This window comes from Nitrospira calida (assembly GCF_976986435.1).
The window spans coordinates 435,119-450,361 of sequence record NZ_OZ335950.1 but is presented as its reverse complement, the minus strand read 5'-3'; the positions used below and the strand labels follow the sequence as shown (position 1 = coordinate 450,361).

General features: G+C 61.7%; 15 protein-coding genes. 10 read left to right on the top strand and 5 right to left on the bottom strand.

Translation table 11 applies throughout. The features are described 5' to 3' along the window. Window positions 1-7 precede the first annotated feature (7 nt). The 3 genes from ACWHTU_RS02370 to ACWHTU_RS02360 all read right to left on the bottom strand — a co-directional run bounded on the left by ACWHTU_RS02370 (window position 8) and on the right by ACWHTU_RS02360 (window position 2,530). Entirely contained in the window at window positions 8-787 is a 780-nt protein-coding gene (locus ACWHTU_RS02370) for an ABC transporter permease (protein ID WP_447861336.1), read from the bottom strand. Between the two features lie 76 nt (window positions 788-863). Then, window positions 864-1,841 (bottom strand): ATP-binding cassette domain-containing protein, encoded by a 978-nt coding sequence (locus tag ACWHTU_RS02365; RefSeq protein ID WP_447861334.1) that lies wholly within the window; start codon window positions 1,839-1,841, stop codon window positions 864-866. Then, window positions 1,841-2,530 carry an LON peptidase substrate-binding domain-containing protein gene (locus tag ACWHTU_RS02360; RefSeq protein ID WP_447861332.1) on the bottom strand — a complete coding sequence of 230 codons (690 nt, stop codon included), beginning with the start codon at window positions 2,528-2,530 and terminating at the stop codon, window positions 1,841-1,843. Before ACWHTU_RS02360 ends, ACWHTU_RS02365 begins: the two co-directional genes overlap by 1 nt. A 134-nt stretch (window positions 2,531-2,664) precedes the next feature. On the opposite strand from ACWHTU_RS02360, the gene ACWHTU_RS02355 reads away from it, so the two are divergent. From ACWHTU_RS02355 to ACWHTU_RS02320, 8 genes are all read left to right on the top strand, one after another. Then, on the top strand, window positions 2,665-3,804 hold the full coding sequence (locus tag ACWHTU_RS02355) for a lipocalin-like domain-containing protein (protein WP_447861330.1): 1,140 nt from the start codon (window positions 2,665-2,667) through the stop codon (window positions 3,802-3,804). A 101-nt stretch (window positions 3,805-3,905) separates the two neighbouring features. After that, on the top strand, window positions 3,906-5,246 hold the full coding sequence (gene trmFO / locus ACWHTU_RS02350; RefSeq protein ID WP_447863298.1) for a methylenetetrahydrofolate--tRNA-(uracil(54)-C(5))-methyltransferase (FADH(2)-oxidizing) TrmFO: 1,341 nt from the start codon (window positions 3,906-3,908) through the stop codon (window positions 5,244-5,246). Next, on the top strand, window positions 5,219-6,226 hold the full coding sequence (locus tag ACWHTU_RS02345) for a tyrosine recombinase XerC (RefSeq protein ID WP_447861329.1): 1,008 nt from the start codon (window positions 5,219-5,221) through the stop codon (window positions 6,224-6,226). The genes trmFO and ACWHTU_RS02345 overlap by 28 nt, the downstream gene beginning before the upstream one ends. After that, a complete protein-coding gene (hslV, locus tag ACWHTU_RS02340) occupies window positions 6,223-6,759 on the top strand; it encodes an ATP-dependent protease subunit HslV (RefSeq protein ID WP_447861327.1) in 537 nt (178 codons plus the stop codon). The genes ACWHTU_RS02345 and hslV overlap by 4 nt, the downstream gene beginning before the upstream one ends. Continuing rightward, complete coding sequence (gene hslU / locus ACWHTU_RS02335; RefSeq protein WP_447861326.1) at window positions 6,756-8,171, top strand: ATP-dependent protease ATPase subunit HslU; 1,416 nt, start codon at window positions 6,756-6,758, stop codon at window positions 8,169-8,171. The genes hslV and hslU overlap by 4 nt, the downstream gene beginning before the upstream one ends. Window positions 8,172-8,238: 67 nt before the next feature. Beyond that, a complete protein-coding gene (gene argB / locus ACWHTU_RS02330; RefSeq protein ID WP_447861324.1) occupies window positions 8,239-9,132 on the top strand; it encodes an acetylglutamate kinase in 894 nt (297 codons plus the stop codon). Window positions 9,133-9,164: 32 nt separating this feature from the next. Continuing rightward, window positions 9,165-10,055, top strand: coding sequence for a M28 family peptidase (locus ACWHTU_RS02325; protein WP_447861322.1), 891 nt, complete (start codon window positions 9,165-9,167; stop codon window positions 10,053-10,055). Window positions 10,056-10,201: 146 nt separating this feature from the next. Then, on the top strand, window positions 10,202-10,918 hold the full coding sequence (locus tag ACWHTU_RS02320) for a hypothetical protein (protein WP_447861320.1): 717 nt from the start codon (window positions 10,202-10,204) through the stop codon (window positions 10,916-10,918). Between the two features lie 194 nt (window positions 10,919-11,112). Here ACWHTU_RS02320 and ACWHTU_RS02315 read toward each other — a convergent pair whose 3' ends face one another. Then, window positions 11,113-11,658 carry a gamma carbonic anhydrase family protein gene (locus ACWHTU_RS02315; RefSeq protein ID WP_447861318.1) on the bottom strand — a complete coding sequence of 182 codons (546 nt, stop codon included), beginning with the start codon at window positions 11,656-11,658 and terminating at the stop codon, window positions 11,113-11,115. Between the two features lie 92 nt (window positions 11,659-11,750). Here ACWHTU_RS02315 and rimO point away from each other — a divergent pair, with 92 nt between their 5' ends. Both rimO and csm6 read left to right on the top strand, forming a co-directional pair. Beyond that, the gene (rimO, locus tag ACWHTU_RS02310; RefSeq protein WP_447861317.1) at window positions 11,751-13,211 is read left to right on the top strand and encodes a 30S ribosomal protein S12 methylthiotransferase RimO; all 1,461 of its coding nucleotides are present in this window, start codon (window positions 11,751-11,753) and stop codon (window positions 13,209-13,211) included. A gap of 119 nt (window positions 13,212-13,330) precedes the next feature. Continuing rightward, window positions 13,331-14,467, top strand: a complete 1,137-nt coding sequence (gene csm6, locus ACWHTU_RS02305; protein WP_447861315.1) for a CRISPR-associated ring nuclease Csm6 — start codon at window positions 13,331-13,333, stop codon at window positions 14,465-14,467. An 8-nt stretch (window positions 14,468-14,475) separates the two neighbouring features. On the opposite strand, the gene ACWHTU_RS02300 is transcribed toward csm6, so the two are convergent. Continuing rightward, window positions 14,476-15,216: a HEPN domain-containing protein gene (locus tag ACWHTU_RS02300; RefSeq protein WP_447861313.1), complete on the bottom strand. Its 741-nt coding sequence runs from the start codon at window positions 15,214-15,216 to the stop codon at window positions 14,476-14,478. Window positions 15,217-15,243: the final 27 nt, after the last annotated feature.

The window sequence follows — 15,243 nt, the reverse complement described above, 5'->3', positions numbered from 1 at the left end:
GCTCGATCTATCCCATCGCCTTGCGGAACACGCGTGCGCCACCGTACAGGCACAGCGCGTCGAACACCGCCATGACGACCAGAACCATCGCGACCTTCGGGAGCGCTTCCGCCCAACTGGACAGAATCAGAGGACGGACGGCATCGATGGCCCAGGTCATCGGATTAAACCGCGCCAGGAAGCTCATCCATGCCGGCATGGCCGACAACGGGACGAGGGCCGAACTCAAAAAAATCATCGGCAGCGAAAGAAACCCTAGGACGGAGAAGAAGTCACCATGACTTTTCACCGAAAAGGCCATTGCCATCGAGATGGCCGTCAGTCCGACCCCGAACAACATGCCGATCAACAGGATGACCGCCACGCCGAGCAGACCGGTCGCCGGCCGGACCCCAAACAGAAACGCGACGCCCAGGATGACCAACACCTGCAAGGACGTGACGCCCATCACGAAGAGGAACCGGCTCAGGATGATGGAACTCCGGCGGATGGGCGTGGACATGAGCCGTTCGAGGAACCCGTTCTCCTTGTCGAAGAGCAAATCGACGCCGCCCGCCAACCCGTTGTTCAGCACCGTCATCACCACCACGCCAGCGGCCAGAAAACTGATGTAGTTAGGCGCCTGCACCACCTGGGTGTCGGCCGCCCGTTGGAAGAGATTGCCGAAGAAAATCAGCCAGAACAGCATGGGCTGGACGAGCGTGAACAGCATGCTGAACCTCTCGCGGCTCAACCGCCGTATCCACCGCAGCGTCAGTGCGCTGATTTCTTGCCAATACTCTTTCATCGCTTCGTTCAAGCTATGAGTTCTGAGTACCGAGTTCTGAGCTTGCAACGCATTCAGACAACTCAGCTCTTCTCACTCAGAATTCACTGCCCATTTCCCCGGGAAACTCTTCCCGGATCGCGTGCCCAGTGTGGGCGACGAACACGTCGTCCAGCCGCGGACGGTGGTAGTCGATGAACTCCAGACCACAGTTCAGCCGATTCGCGGCGTTGAGAATCGCCGGCAGGGCCTTCTCCGGCGACTCCACCCGGATATCAAGCCCCGTCGGCGTCGTGCTCACGGCCCGGATGGACGGCAGCCCTTTCACGGCGGCAGCCAACGATTCGATCCGGTCCGTCTCCTTCACCGTCAGCGACACGATGTCGCCGCCCAGGCCGACCTTCAGTTCCGTGGGCGAGCCCAGCGCCTTGATCCGCCCGCCGTCGATGATCGCCAATCGGTCGCAGAGCTGATCGGCCTCGTCCAAATAGTTGGTCGTCATCACCACCGTCATGCCCCGCTCGTGGAGCCCGCGCACGTAGTCCCAAATGCGCAGCCGGCTTTGCACATCCAGACCCAGCGTGGGCTCATCCAAAAAAAGAATCTTCGGATCCGGCAGCAGGCCGCAGGCGATGTCCAGTTTCCGCTTCATCCCGCCAGAATAGGTCTTGGCAAGCCGGTCCGCATGGCGTTCCAATTCCACCAGCCGCAACAACTCGTCGATACGGCGGCGGGCTTCGTCTTTGGGCAGGTGGTACAGATTGGCGAGGAGGTCCAGATGTTCACGGCCCGTCAGAAATCGGTCGATCGCCCGTTCCTGCGGCACATACCCGATCAGCCGGCGCACCCGCTCTGGTTCGCGCGCCACGTCGTGGCCCCACACGACGGCGGAGCCCGACGTCGGCCGCAGCAAGCCGATCAGAATCCGCAGCGTCGTGCTCTTGCCGGCGCCATTGGGTCCCAGCAGGCCGAAGATCTCGCCCTGAAAAACCTGAAAGGACAGGTCTTCGATGGCCTTCACGCCATCATAGGCCTTGCCCAGCCGGGACACCTCGATGGCGACCGCCCGTTCCATCAGCCCCAGCCCTTTACTCCGTCCCGCTCGTGTACTTTGAACTGGATCAGATCGATGAGCCGACGAGCCTGCTGCTGAAGCGAGTCCGCTTCCAGAAGAAATTGTTTCTCCAGGGGAGTGCAGTCGAGGTGAGTCGAGAGGGTGTTCACGAGGATGTCATCGCCCACGTCCTCGCGGAAGAAGTGCTGCCAATAGGGATGATCCTCGCGCGCGTGAAGACAGTCCCCAAGCACTTTGATCAAGTAGGCCCGCACCGCCGGATCGAGCGCCGATTCAGGCGCCCGCGGCTTCAGCGCGATCGTCGCTTCCCGATAACTCTTCTCGTGGAACTCCTGCCGCACCTCGAACCGTTCCAAACCCTGCAGCAGAATGTTCGATCGGCCGTCCGGCAGGGATTGGACGCCCACGAGGCGACCGACGCATCCGAGCTGGAAGATGGGAGGATTGCCGTAATAGTTCGCTTCCCACCCTTCCTTGAGCAACGCCATCCCGATGCACTGGCCTCCGGCGGCCGCGTCGGCGACCATCTGGCGATAGCGCGGTTCGAAGATATGCAGCGGCAGGTACGTTTTCGGGAAGAAGACCACGTTGGGCAGCGCGAACACCGGGATGCGTTCCGGGATCCGGAATGACGCCGGTTTTTCACGCGGGTCGCGGCCGTGATGATCGCGCTCTCGATCGGTTTGCATGCCTCACGATAGCCGATGCTCTCGGAAGTTGTCAACCGAGCGTCCGGACCGCGTCGGCGCCGCCGACTATGACAAAACCCTCATCAATACTGGCGATTTGCACAGCGGAAGACGGAGTGTTATAAGCCGTGGTCATGCGCAGCCGATCTCGCACAGCGATGGCACTGCTGGCGGGCACACTGGCGCGGGCGCCCGTTTCTCTGGCCGCCCGCGACGGCGAGGTGACGGAAGGCGGGTTCCGTCTCGCCCTGCCGGGCTACCAGTACCGTTTTCCGCAGGACCATGGATCGCACGATACGTTCCGGACGGAATGGTGGTATTACACCGGTCATCTCACCGCCCGGAACGGCCGGCGTTTCGGCTTTCAATTGACGTTCTTCCGACGCGGGGTCGCGCCAGAGCGCATCAGGACCGAGCCGTCCCGCTGGACGATTCGGCACCTGTACCTGGCCCATTTGGCACTCTCCGACCTGGACAACGGCCGGTTTTATATGAGCGAGAAGATTAGTCGAGCCGGGTTGGGTAGAGCCGGCGCGGACGCCGACCGCCTCCGCGTGTGGATCGATCGGTGGAGCGTCGAACGGCTGGCCGGGAACTCCGATCGCCATCACCTGCGCGCAGCCGCTGACGGCTTTGCCGTGGATTTGACGGTCACAGCCCTCAAACCGCCGGTCGTGCACGGCACGGACGGCGTGAGCCGCAAAGGCGACCGCCGAGGACAGGCATCCCATTACTATTCACTCACGCGGCTGGCGACCGAAGGGCGCGTGACGGTCCGCGGGGAACAGCTCGAGGTCGTCGGCACGAGCTGGATGGACCATGAGTTCGGTTCCGCGGACCTCGATCGCGAGGTGGTCGGCTGGGATTGGTTCAGTCTTCAGCTCAGCAACAACAGCGAGCTGATGGTCTATCGGCTGCGGCGCGCCGACGGGTCGGCCGATCCGGCCTCCAGCGGCACGCTGATCCTCGCCGACGGGCGATCGCAGCATCTGCCCGGCCACTCCCTGCGGTTGGAGCCGCTCACCTACTGGACCAGTCCGGCGAGCGGGGCGCGCTACCCGCAACGCTGGCGGCTGTCCTGCGCCTCACCGCAGTTCTCGCTCGAGGTGACCCCATTGCTGGCGGATCAGGAGCTGCGCACCGGCCGGAGTACCCAGGTGACCTACTGGGAAGGTGCCGTTCAGGCGGCAGGGACGTGGCGCGGTGCGGCCGTGTCGGGACAGGGCTATGTGGAAATGACCGGGTACGCGGAGCGCGTCACACACCGCCTGTAAGCGCGACGCGCTCACGGCGGATCAATCGTCGTTGCCGCTCTTCGGCGGCCGTTTGCCTTGACATCCCCGAAACCCAGTTTCTACAATAAGCTTTCTTTGTCATCCCAACCGGAGTTTCACACGCCATGCGCGACGATGTCGTGATCGTGGGCGGCGGGCTTGCTGGCTCCGAAGCGGCTTGGCAAGCGGCCAACCGCGGAGCTCGAGTCACGCTCTATGAGATGCGGCCCAAGGAGTTCACTAAAGCCCACAAAACCGGGTGGCTCGCTGAGCTCGTGTGCTCTAACTCGCTAGGCTCCGGCGACATCCTGAGCGCGCCCGGCATCTTGAAAGAAGAAATGCGGCGGCTCAATTCGCTGATCGTCCGTGCCGCCGACGAGTCGCGCGTGCCGGCAGGCTCGGCGCTGGCGGTGGACCGGGAGATGTTCGCCCGCAAGGTCACGGAGGCGCTGGAAGGGCATCCCAATGTGCGGATCATCCGGGAGGAGATCGCCGCCATCCCCACTGACTGCGTGTGCATCATCGCGACCGGCCCGTTGACCTCGGACCGCCTGTCGCAGGCGATCGCCGACCTGACCCACGCCAAGCATTTGTACTTCTACGACGCGATCTCGCCAATTATCGACGCCGACTCGATCAACATGGACGTGGTGTTCCGGGCTTCGCGGTACGACAAGGGCGGGGCTGATTACCTGAACTGTCCGATGGACGAGGAGACGTATAACAAATTCTATGAAGCGCTGCTGAGCGCCGAAAAGGTCCAACCCAAGGACTTCGAGAAGATCCCCTATTTCGAAGGCTGCATCCCCATCGAGGTCATGGCGGAGCGAGGGCGCCAGACCATGCAGTTCGGTCCGCTCAAGCCGGTGGGCTTGGAAGATCCGCGGACCGGCACGCGACCCTACGCGGTCGTACAGCTTCGCGCAGAAAACGCCCACGGGACGTGCTACAACATGGTGGGGTTCCAGACCAAGTTGACCTATCCGGAGCAGAAGCGGGTGTTTCGCATGATCCCGGGCTTGGAGAACGCGGAATTTCTTCGGTACGGCAGCCTGCACCGGAATACGTTTATCAACTCGCCGCAGTTGCTCCGGAACACGTTGCAACTCAAGGCGCGCGGCACGGTGTTCTTCGCGGGCCAGATCGTCGGCGTGGAGGGATACACGGAATCGGCGGCGATGGGCGGCTTGGCCGGCATCAACGCCGCCCGCGGCTTGGCCGGGCTTCCACTGGTGACGCCGCCGCCGACCACGGCGCACGGCAGCCTGCTCTCGTATATCACTACTTGCGAGCCGCGACATTTCCAGCCGATTAACACGAATTTCGGGCTGTTTCCGCCCCTGCCGAGCCGGATTCGAGACAAGGAACAAAAACGGCGCCTCATCGGCCGACGCGCGCTAGAGGATCTCGAGGCATGGAAGACGCGATCCGGGCTTTCGTGACGTTTCTCGACGCCGAGCAGGGAGCGTCCCCCGAGACCATTCGCAGCTATCAGGCCGATCTTCGCCAGTTCCATGCGTTTCTAAAATTTTCCGGACAGGTGAGCGCCGACTGCCAGCCCGCCGTCATCGACGCCGCCATAATCCGGAACTATCTGGTGTGGCTGGATCGGCAAGGAAAGAAAAAAAGCTCATTGGCGCGCAAGCTGGCGACGCTCCGGAGCTTCTATCGCTTCCTGATCAGAGAAGGACGGGTCACACAGAATCCCGTCGAGCACGTCCGAACACCCAAGCAACCCAAGCCGCTTCCTCGCACGCTGACCAAGGAGGACGCGGAAGCCCTGATGGAACTGCCGAGAGCCGATACGCTGTTGGCACGCCGCGACCGGGCCATCCTCGAAACGCTGTACTCAACCGGTGCCCGCGTGAGCGAGTTGGTCGGGATGAATATGGACGATCTTCACGCCGCCGAGGGATTGGTTCGGCTGCGCGGCAAGGGCCGCAAGGAGCGGATCGTGCCGATCGGGGACGTCGCGCTCGAGGCCATCAAGGACTACCACGATGCGCTATCCCACCATACGTCACCGGGGACCCGTGCCATCCCCAGGAGCAACGGGCATCCTCGGCGGAATGCAACAGGCGCCTCGCGCCACACGGAACACGGCCAACCCGTGTTCCGCAATGCTCGCGGCGGCCGACTCACCGCTCGCAGCGTCGCCCGCATCGTGGTGAAATATTCCCGCTACCTGCCCGGCGGACGGATCAGCCCGCACGCCCTTCGGCATTCGTTCGCGACCCATCTGTTGGACGAAGGGGCGGACCTGCGCGCGATCCAAGAAATGCTGGGCCATGCATCGCTCAACACGACCCAGAAATACACCCACCTGGCGCCGAGCCAGCTCATGGCGGTATATGATAAGGCGCATCCTCGAGCGAGGCTGCAAGCTCCTGTTCCGGAAACGGAGACCGCCGGACAGTCATGACGGTTCGGGCCACCACGATTCTGTGCGTGCGACGGGACGGTAACGTTGCGATGGGCTGCGACGGTCAGGTGACTGTCGGCACTACCGTGATGAAGCACAATGCAAAAAAACTCCGGCGCATGCACCACGACCAGGTCCTGGCCGGCTTTGCCGGCGCCACCGCCGACGCCTTTACATTGTTCGAAAAATTCGAGGCCAAGCTCGAAGAATATCGGGGGAACTTGACCCGGGCGGCCGTGGAGCTGGCGAAAGACTGGCGGACCGATCGGATCCTCCGGCGTTTGGAAGCGCTGCTCGCCGTCGCCGATCTGGACCATTCGTTCGTGATCTCCGGCACCGGCGATGTGGTGGAACCGGAAGACGGCATCCTGGCGATCGGCTCTGGCGGGCCTTATGCCCTGGCGGCCGCGCGGGCGTTGCTTGGCCATTCCGCATTGGACGCACGCCGGATCGTCGAGGAATCCATGGCCATCGCCGGCGGCATTGACATTTACACCAACCAGCAGATCCTAATCGAAGAACTCAAACGATGAGTTCCGCGGCATTGATGATGGCGGACCAACAACCAGCCCTTCCCAATCTCAACAACCTCACGCCCCGGCAGATCGTCGAAGAACTGGACCGCTATGTGATCGGCCAGCGCGACGCCAAACGCATGGTCGCCATCGCCCTACGCAACCGCTGGCGGCGGCAACAGTTGCCACCCGATCTGCGCGACGAAGTGATGCCGAAGAATATCATCATGATCGGCCCCACCGGTGTCGGCAAAACGGAGATCGCGCGCCGGCTGGCCAAGCTGGCGCAGGCACCGTTCCTGAAAGTCGAGGCGTCGAAGTTTACCGAAGTCGGATACGTCGGGCGGGACGTGGAGACAATCATCCGGGATCTCACCGAGCTTGCCGTCAACATGGTCAAGGCGAAACACCTGGAAGAAGTGCAACACAAGGCGGAGCAGCTCGCGGAAGAGCGGCTGCTCGATCTTTTGTTGCCTCCGGTTACGCCACGGCCCGGCTTTCTCGAAGAATTAGAGCGGCCGAGCGCCGCGCAGCCGACCACAGAATCCTACGAGGCCACCCGCTCAAAGCTGCGCCTGCAATTGCGGGAAGGCAAACTCGATCACCGTTCCGTCGAATTGGAAGTCAAGGACCGGGCGCTGCCGATCGGCGTGATTTCGAACGTCAGCGGCCTGGAGGAGTTGGAAAGTAGCCTGCGCGAGATGTTAGGAGGGATGTTCCAGGGCAAAAAGAAAAAGCGCGTGATGAAAGTGCCGGAGGCGCTGCGACATCTCGCCCAGGAAGAAGCGCAGAAGCTCATCGATATGGATGAGGTGGTGCGCGAGGCGATCGCCAAGGTCGAGCAGACCGGCATCGTCTTCCTGGACGAAATCGATAAGATCGCCGGGCGCGAGCGAAGTATCGGCCCTGACGTGTCGCGGGAGGGGGTGCAGCGCGACCTGCTGCCGATCGTCGAGGGTTCGACTGTGAACACGAAATACGGCCCGGTCCAGACGGACCACATCCTGTTCATCGCCGCAGGGGCGTTCCACGTCGCCAAGCCCTCGGACCTGATTCCTGAATTGCAGGGCCGTTTTCCCATCCGGGTGGAATTGAGTCCGCTGACCAAAGAGGACTTCATCCGGATCCTGACCGAGCCCAGGGGCGCACTGGTCCGGCAATACCAAGCGCTCCTCGCGACCGAGGGAATTACCTTGGATTTCACCAAGGACGGTTTGGAGGAGATTGCCGAGACGGCCGTCCAGGTGAATGACCGGACGGAGAACATCGGAGCGCGCCGGCTGTTTACGATCATGGAACGGCTGCTGGAACAGGTGTCGTTCGAAGGGCCGGAGTGGCCAGACAAGAAGGTCATCATCGACGCCCAGTACGTCAAAGATCGTCTGCGCGACATCGTGAAGGATCAGGATCTGAGCCGGTTCATTCTGTAGCGAGCCAATAGATGGCGGCCAACAGCGAGCAGCTATTCGCTGCTGGCTATGAGTTTGGAGCTCAGTGATGAACAAACTCATCAAAAAGGCCAACATTCTCGTCGAGGCCTTGCCATACATCCGCACGTTCGCCGGCAAGACCATCGTGATCAAGTACGGCGGCAAGGCCATGACGGAGGATGCGCTGAAGGACCGCTTCGCGCTGGACGTAGTCCTGCTCAAGTACGTGGGACTCAACCCGGTCGTCGTGCACGGCGGAGGACCGCAGATCAACAAGATGCTGGACACGCTGGGCCTGGAAGCCAAGTTCCGCCACGGCGTGCGGATCACCGACCGGGCGACAATGGACATCGTGGAGATGGTGTTGGGGGGCAAGATCAACAAAGAGATCGTCGCGCTCATCAATCAACACGGCGGGCGGGCCGTCGGACTGACCGGCAAGGACGGCGATCTCATCCATGCCAAGCCGCTAACCGTGAAAGCCTGGGCCGAAAGCATCGGGACGGAACACGACGGCTCACCGGATGAGGACTTCGGGTTGGTGGGCGATATCCAATCGGTCAACCCGCGCGTCATTGAAAGGCTTCAGCAGGACCATTTCATCCCGGTCATCGCGCCGATCGGCACCGACCGCACCGGCAACACGTACAACATCAACGCCGACCTGGTGGCCGGAGCGGTAGCGGCTGCGCTCAAGGCGGAAAAGCTGCTGGTGCTGACCGATGTCAAGGGCATCCGCGATGCCAAGGGCCGTCATGTCTCCACGCTGTCGCGCAAGGACATGCAACGGATGGTGAAGAAAGGCGCGATCGGCGAGGGCATGTTGCCCAAAGTCCATGCCTGTCTGACGGCGCTTGACGGCGGCGTCCGCAAGGCGCACATCATCGACGGCCGCATACCCCATGCGATCCTCCTCGAAGTGTTTACGGACAAAGGCATCGGGACAGAGATCGTCTCGTAGGCGACAGCCGTGCGCCAGATCCTTGCCGCGACATGTCCGACTCCATCGCCCGGCTGACCGCTCACCTCCAGGCCCTTGTCGGCGAGCGTCATCCTGAGACTTCGCCGGCCGCGCTGCGCCAAGCCGAACAGTATCTCCGAGACCAGTTCACCGCGTTGGGTTTCGAAGTCGCCGCACACGAGTTCGAGGCGCCCGGCGGGACGTATCGGAATGTGATCGCAACGTGTCTGCCACTGACTGCGTCGGTCAGGAGCAAACCACCGCTCATCCTCGCGGCCCACTTCGACACGGTAACCGGCTCGCCCGGCGCCGACGACAACGCCAGCGGCCTGGCGGTGCTGCTCGAAGTCGCCCGCCGACTCCGGGAGATCCCGCTTGGTCGACCTGTTCGATTCATCGCCTTCAATCTGGAAGAGCAAGATCCATCTGCCGGGAGGCAGGGCTTGCTCGGGAGTCTGGCCTATGCCGCCCATCTAAGAGCGACCGGCCAAACCGTGCTCGGCGCGATCGTGTTGGAATGCGTCGGCTATGCCCGCTTTGAGGAAGGAACGCAACAGATCCCGCCCGGCGTTCCGATCGCCGTGCCATCGACGGGCAATTTCCTGGGCGTCGTTGGCAACGTCGCCTCGGCCAGCCTCATCGATGCTGTCGAGAAAGCTGCGCAGGCGCATGTTCCTGTGATTTCACTGGAGGTCCCCGGCAACGGCGAGCTGCTTCCCGACACCAGGCGCAGCGACCACGCCGCCTTCTGGCACCATGGCTACCCCGCCGTCATGCTCACCGACACCGCCGACTTCCGGAATCCTCATTACCATCAACCGACGGATACCATTGCGACGGTGAATCTCAACTTCATGGCTAAGGTTCTCGAAGGCGTTACAGCAGCGACCAAAACCTTGGCTGAGGCCAAGGGACCGGCATGAGGTCGGCAGTACCCCTAAACAAAAAGGGGTCGCCTAAACAAAAAGGGGTCGGGAGTCATTCTTGGTCGCTAAAATGACTCCCGACCCCTTTTTGATCTCCATACGCTTGACGTATACTTGACCTATCGTCTCATTGGATCCTTTTCATGAGAAGCACAACGGGCAACTTCCGTTCCGAAACTGTCCGGACCATCCGCCGCATCTTTGATGCACTCGACTATTCGACCCTCGGTCGCGTGTACTGCGACGAGGGCGGGGACGAGTTCTGGAAAGCCAAGCGCGGGCCGTGTCGGCGGCTGGGGATCAAGCTGGCCAAGGCACTGATGGGGCGGCTGAAACCGGGCGGACGGAGTCTCTACGTCGGCGCTGGGGTGGCGGAAATCCCCGCGCTGGCAATGGAGACGCTGGAACTGGGACGTCAGGTCACAGCCTATAATTTGCGGGCCGACGAAGTCGCGGTGCTGAACCACGCCTGCAAGGGATTGCCCTTCGAGTTGGCGGCAGCCGATGCGGGGACGGCGCCGGGCATGTTCGACCATCTCTGGATCGTGAGCGTGTTGAACGACCCAGAACGGTTTCCCCATCTGGCCGCGCTTTCCTATGGCCGAGCCGATCCTGTCACATTCGATCCGAAGACATTTGCGGACGAGCGCCGCATTGTGAGGATGTTAGCTGGCCGGTGTCTACGTAAGCTTACGCTCCCCGCGCTGGTCACAACCTCAACAGAGGAGTTGGTCTGGATCGCCGAATGGTGTCACCGGCGAGGCATTCCCTACCGAGTCGGGGCCGAACGGTATCCTACGGCGACCGTGGGCGATCCGGTGTGCTTTGTCCTCATCGGTCAAGCGCTCACCCGCAAGTGACGCCCCCTTGAAAAGGGATCGGGAATCTTTTTCATGCCCTTTCGCACGCATCCGCTACATGGCGGAACTATGGTGTGAACCTCGCCATAGTGCTCTTCTTGAGCACAGACACCGATACGTCTCGCTAGCATGAACAGTAGCACAGCAACTTAGAAAAGACTCCCGACCCCTTTTGTAGTGGCCCGGGACCGGTTTCAGATCTTGAACCCAGCCTTTTCCTTCGCCGGATCGGCCATGTATTGGTATTGGCGGGCATAGCGCACGTAGTTCTGCGCCGATTCTCTGATCCAGGCCAATTCCTGCTCAGTGACCGGTCGCTTGATCTTGGCCGGCGAGCCAAGAATCAGACTCTTGGGCGGCACAACCGTGCCCTCAGTCACCAGTGCACCGGCGCCAACGACCGAATCCTCGCCGATCACTGCGCCGTCCATGATGATCGCGCCCATGCCAACCAGCACTCGGTCTTTGATCGTGCAGCCGTGCAAGACCACGTGATGGCCGATGGTCACGTCGTCGCCGATGAGGAGCGGCGCCGTGTCATGGGTAACGTGGAGCATACAGAGGTCCTGGACGTTGGTCCGGTGCCCGATACGAATGTAGTTCACGTCACCACGGATCACGGCATGAAACCACACACTGCACTCCTCGCCCATCGCCACGTCGCCTATGACGACGGCCGTCTCTTCGATGAAGCAGGACTTCGGGATCGTCGGCTTGATGCCTTGGAAGGCACGGATCATGCCGACACTGTAGGGGATAAGAAGCGGCAATGGCAAGCCCGGACCGGCTTGTCGTTGACAGGCTTTTCACACGTCCCGTAGACTGACGGACTATGTCGCGCAAAACGCTCCCCATGGCCGGCGAAACACGGAGGCTCTCTCTTCCTTCCCTTTCCTTCAAAAAGGGAAAGGGGGAGAGGGCGAAAAAGGCGAAGACCACGGTCGGCTTTGTGAATCTGGGCTGCTCCAAGAACCAGGTGGATTCCGAAATCATGCTCGGCTTACTCCTAGCGAACGGCTTCGAACTGACCACCGACGCGGAAAAAGCCGAGGTGGTGATTATCAACACCTGCGGCTTCATCGAAGAAGCTAAACAGGAATCCATCAACGCCATCATTGAACATGGCTTATTGAAACAGTCCGGCTCCTGCCGCGTCCTGATCGCCGCCGGTTGTCTGGCCCAGCGCTACCAGGGCGAACTGCTCAAGGAGCTGCCGGAACTGGACGCAGTGGTAGGGACCGGCGAGTTTGGCAAGATCGCCGACATCTGCCGCGATTTGCTCGCGCCCAAGAAACGGCACCAGCGGCTCTGGATCAGCCAGCCCCCCTACCTCTACGACGACCTGGTGCCGCGGCTCAGACTCGGCGCGCGCCATAGCGCCTATATCAAGATCGCCGAAGGCTGCAATCGCAACTGCACCTTTTGCGCGATCCCACTCATGCGCGGCAAGCAGCGCAGCCGGCCGATCGCCTCCATCGTCGCGGAGGCGCGCCGTCTAGTCGACGAAGGAGTGAAAGAACTGAACCTCATTTCACAGGACACCATCAACTACGGAGTGGACTTGGGCCTGCGCCAGGGGCTCGTGACGTTGCTCCGCGAGTTGGTCACGGTCAAGGGCCTCCGCTGGATCAGGCCATTCTATCTCTATCCGCAACAGGTGTCCGACGAACTGCTGGACCTCTATGCGGGCGAGGAGCGGATCGCCAAGTACATCGACATGCCACTCCAGCACATCAACGATGCCCTGCTCAAGGCCATGCACCGGCTGGGCGACCGGGCAGCGATCGAGCGAGTGGTCGAGCGCATCAGAACCCGCGTGCCCGGTGTGACCTTCCGCACGGCCTTCATCGTGGGCTTTCCCGGCGAGACCGACAAGGCCTTTGAGGAACTCAAAACCTTCGTGGAACAGGCCCACTTCGACCGGGTGGCGGTGTTTTGCTACTCCGACGAAGAGGGCACGCCGGCGGCGGAGCTTAGCGACAAAGTCGATCGCTCCGCGATGGAAAACCGGCGCAACGAGTTGCTGGCCATTCAGGAGTCGATCGCCTCGACAAAAAGCCGTGCGCTAATTGGGCGTTCGTTGGAGGTGCTCGTGGACGGGCCGTCGGAAGAAACGGATCTTCTGCTCGAGGGCCGGCACGAAGGCCAGGCCCCGGACATCGACGGTGTGGTGTACATCAACGATGTGTCGGACAGTCTCGCCGGCCGCCCCCTACCCCGATCGGGCGACTTCATTACGGTCGAAATCACCGACGCCGCAACATACGATCTGGTCGGACGGATCGTAGCCTGACAACCCGTTCTCGTCGCGCGGCTGTCAACGATCTGTCACGCCTTGCGGGCACCGCGGAAGGAGATTCTTGACAGGTCATTCCGAATTCTGCATGATGCTGCAGGTCGGAGCGAGGGCGCATGCGCGACGTCTTGGTGGCGGTCGGTGGGCTCACGCCGCAAGTCGTAACGGAAACGCTGTGGGCGCTCCATCACCGCACCCCGCCGATTCATCCCGCTGAAGTCTGGATTCTGACCACCCAAGCTGGCCGCAAGGCTTGTCTCGAGAAGCTGCTCAGAGCGAATCGCGCACTGGCCCGCTTCATCCGCGAGTATCGGCCGAAGCCGATGCCGCGCTGTCAGGCTTCCCACGTCATCATCCTGAAGGGAGCGGACGGCAAGCCCCTTGATGACGTCCGCTCCGAGCGGGACAACCAGGCCATCGCGGATCAGCTCGCCGAGTTCATCAGGAAGCAGGTGGAACGGTCGGACGTTCGTCTCCACTGTTCGGTGGCCGGCGGACGGAAGACGATGGGGGTGCTGCTTGCCAGCGCGCTGCAGCTGTTTGGCCGGGCCGAGGACCGGCTCTACCATGTGCTGGTGTCGCCGGAATTCGAGTCCATCGAGGAGTTTTTCTTCCCTCCCAGGCGACCGCGATGGCTTACCGACAAAAACGGCCGCCGCCTCCTTACTAGCCAGGCCAGTATCGAGTTGGCCGAGCTGCCCTACGTGCGGTTGCGCGGGCTAATGGCACAGGCACCGCCGATCGCCGCCACGTCATTTGGAAAGTTGGTGACACTCGCCAACCAACGGCTCAGCCTGTGGCATGATCCTGACCCTCTCTATCTCGACGGCCGGGCCAAACGGATTTGGATCGGCAACCGTCCCTTGCCGCTCACCCCCGCCATGATGACGCTCTATCGAGCCTTGATCCGGACCAAGCTGGATCATTGCAGCCGTCCAGACCTCCGAACCTGCGGGGATTGCACCGACTGTTACGTGCCGTTCACCAAAGTGACCTGGGACACATCCAAAGCCCTCCTTGAAGAACGAGGAGCCGGCACGCTATTGCCCAAGGCCAAAGGTCCGGATGATGCGCCAGAGCAATTCCGCTCGCTGGTGAGCAAACTGAACAAGAAATTGGACGACGCCATCGGCCTGACCGGCAGCCCAAATCCCTACCGAGTTCGCTCGGCCGGTCCCAAGAAAGACACCGTCTATGGCCTCGCGCTTGACAAGACGAAGCTCAGGGTTGGTACGAGAACGGATGGTGAGTAAGCGCCGCTTCAGCGGCAGAGTGGAGTGATAAGGTCCAAGACCGATCGAGCGGTGGCGAGGGACGTTTCGGCATGGATCCGCTGCGGCATACCGGAGGGAAGGAGACCGGGCAGGGCATCGGGATACCGGGTCGGCACGTAGAACTGATCGAGTTCCCGCAGGGCATCCATCAAGGTTGCCAAGTGGGCGCGGCTCTCGTCAGGAAGCCGATTCATCAAGTCCACGAGCGCATGTGTCCGTGGCATCACCTCACCACGCCACGCAAACAGCGCCTTCAACGCTTTCTCAGCACACTGTTGCGCACGGAAGCATGCTTGATTGAACAACCTGTCCTGGAGGGCGAGTTCCGCCATGCGAAGATCCTCAGCGGCAAATGTCAGCCAACGAGTCGCATCCTCCTGTGGATGTAAGGGCATAACGGCTCCCTTTTTCAGGATTTCTTCCCGAAAGAATGGGCGGTGCAGGCAGGCGGCCGCCTCTTCAGGGGTGTAGGCCAGAAACTGGACGCCGACCTGCGGACGCGTCACAGTTGCTAGTCTGGCTGACCGAGACACGAACGGCTCCGAGGAGCGCATGAGGACGAAGAGATCAAGGTCGCTCCACTCATGAACACGCCCGGTCGCCACGGAGCCAAACACGCGGAGTTGAAGCACAGTGGGATCCTCGGCCAACACCTGCCGAATGCGTTCGAGTTCCTGGCGCAACCGTGTATGGCGGTCGCTGGCCTCAAGAGGAGTTGCCTGTGCCATCGTGTCTCCTGGACTCTCCCAAATCCA

What these genes read in the sequence shown, in the direction of transcription:
- hslU (WP_447861326.1), top strand. Translation starts at nt 6,756, where the DNA reads ATGAGTTCCGCGGCATTGATGATGGCGGACCAACAACCAGCCCTTCCC.
- hslV (WP_447861327.1), top strand. Translation starts at nt 6,223, where the DNA reads ATGACGGTTCGGGCCACCACGATTCTGTGCGTGCGACGGGACGGTAAC.
- ACWHTU_RS02355 (WP_447861330.1), top strand. Translation starts at nt 2,665, where the DNA reads ATGCGCAGCCGATCTCGCACAGCGATGGCACTGCTGGCGGGCACACTG.
- ACWHTU_RS02315 (WP_447861318.1), bottom strand. Translation starts at nt 11,658, where the DNA reads ATGATCCGTGCCTTCCAAGGCATCAAGCCGACGATCCCGAAGTCCTGC.
- ACWHTU_RS02320 (WP_447861320.1), top strand. Translation starts at nt 10,202, where the DNA reads ATGAGAAGCACAACGGGCAACTTCCGTTCCGAAACTGTCCGGACCATC.
- argB (WP_447861324.1), top strand. Translation starts at nt 8,239, where the DNA reads ATGAACAAACTCATCAAAAAGGCCAACATTCTCGTCGAGGCCTTGCCA.
- ACWHTU_RS02360 (WP_447861332.1), bottom strand. Translation starts at nt 2,530, where the DNA reads ATGCAAACCGATCGAGAGCGCGATCATCACGGCCGCGACCCGCGTGAA.
- ACWHTU_RS02370 (WP_447861336.1), bottom strand. Translation starts at nt 787, where the DNA reads ATGAAAGAGTATTGGCAAGAAATCAGCGCACTGACGCTGCGGTGGATA.
- ACWHTU_RS02365 (WP_447861334.1), bottom strand. Translation starts at nt 1,841, where the DNA reads ATGGAACGGGCGGTCGCCATCGAGGTGTCCCGGCTGGGCAAGGCCTAT.
- ACWHTU_RS02325 (WP_447861322.1), top strand. Translation starts at nt 9,165, where the DNA reads ATGTCCGACTCCATCGCCCGGCTGACCGCTCACCTCCAGGCCCTTGTC.
- ACWHTU_RS02300 (WP_447861313.1), bottom strand. Translation starts at nt 15,216, where the DNA reads ATGGCACAGGCAACTCCTCTTGAGGCCAGCGACCGCCATACACGGTTG.
- rimO (WP_447861317.1), top strand. Translation starts at nt 11,751, where the DNA reads ATGTCGCGCAAAACGCTCCCCATGGCCGGCGAAACACGGAGGCTCTCT.
- ACWHTU_RS02345 (WP_447861329.1), top strand. Translation starts at nt 5,219, where the DNA reads ATGGAAGACGCGATCCGGGCTTTCGTGACGTTTCTCGACGCCGAGCAG.
- csm6 (WP_447861315.1), top strand. Translation starts at nt 13,331, where the DNA reads ATGCGCGACGTCTTGGTGGCGGTCGGTGGGCTCACGCCGCAAGTCGTA.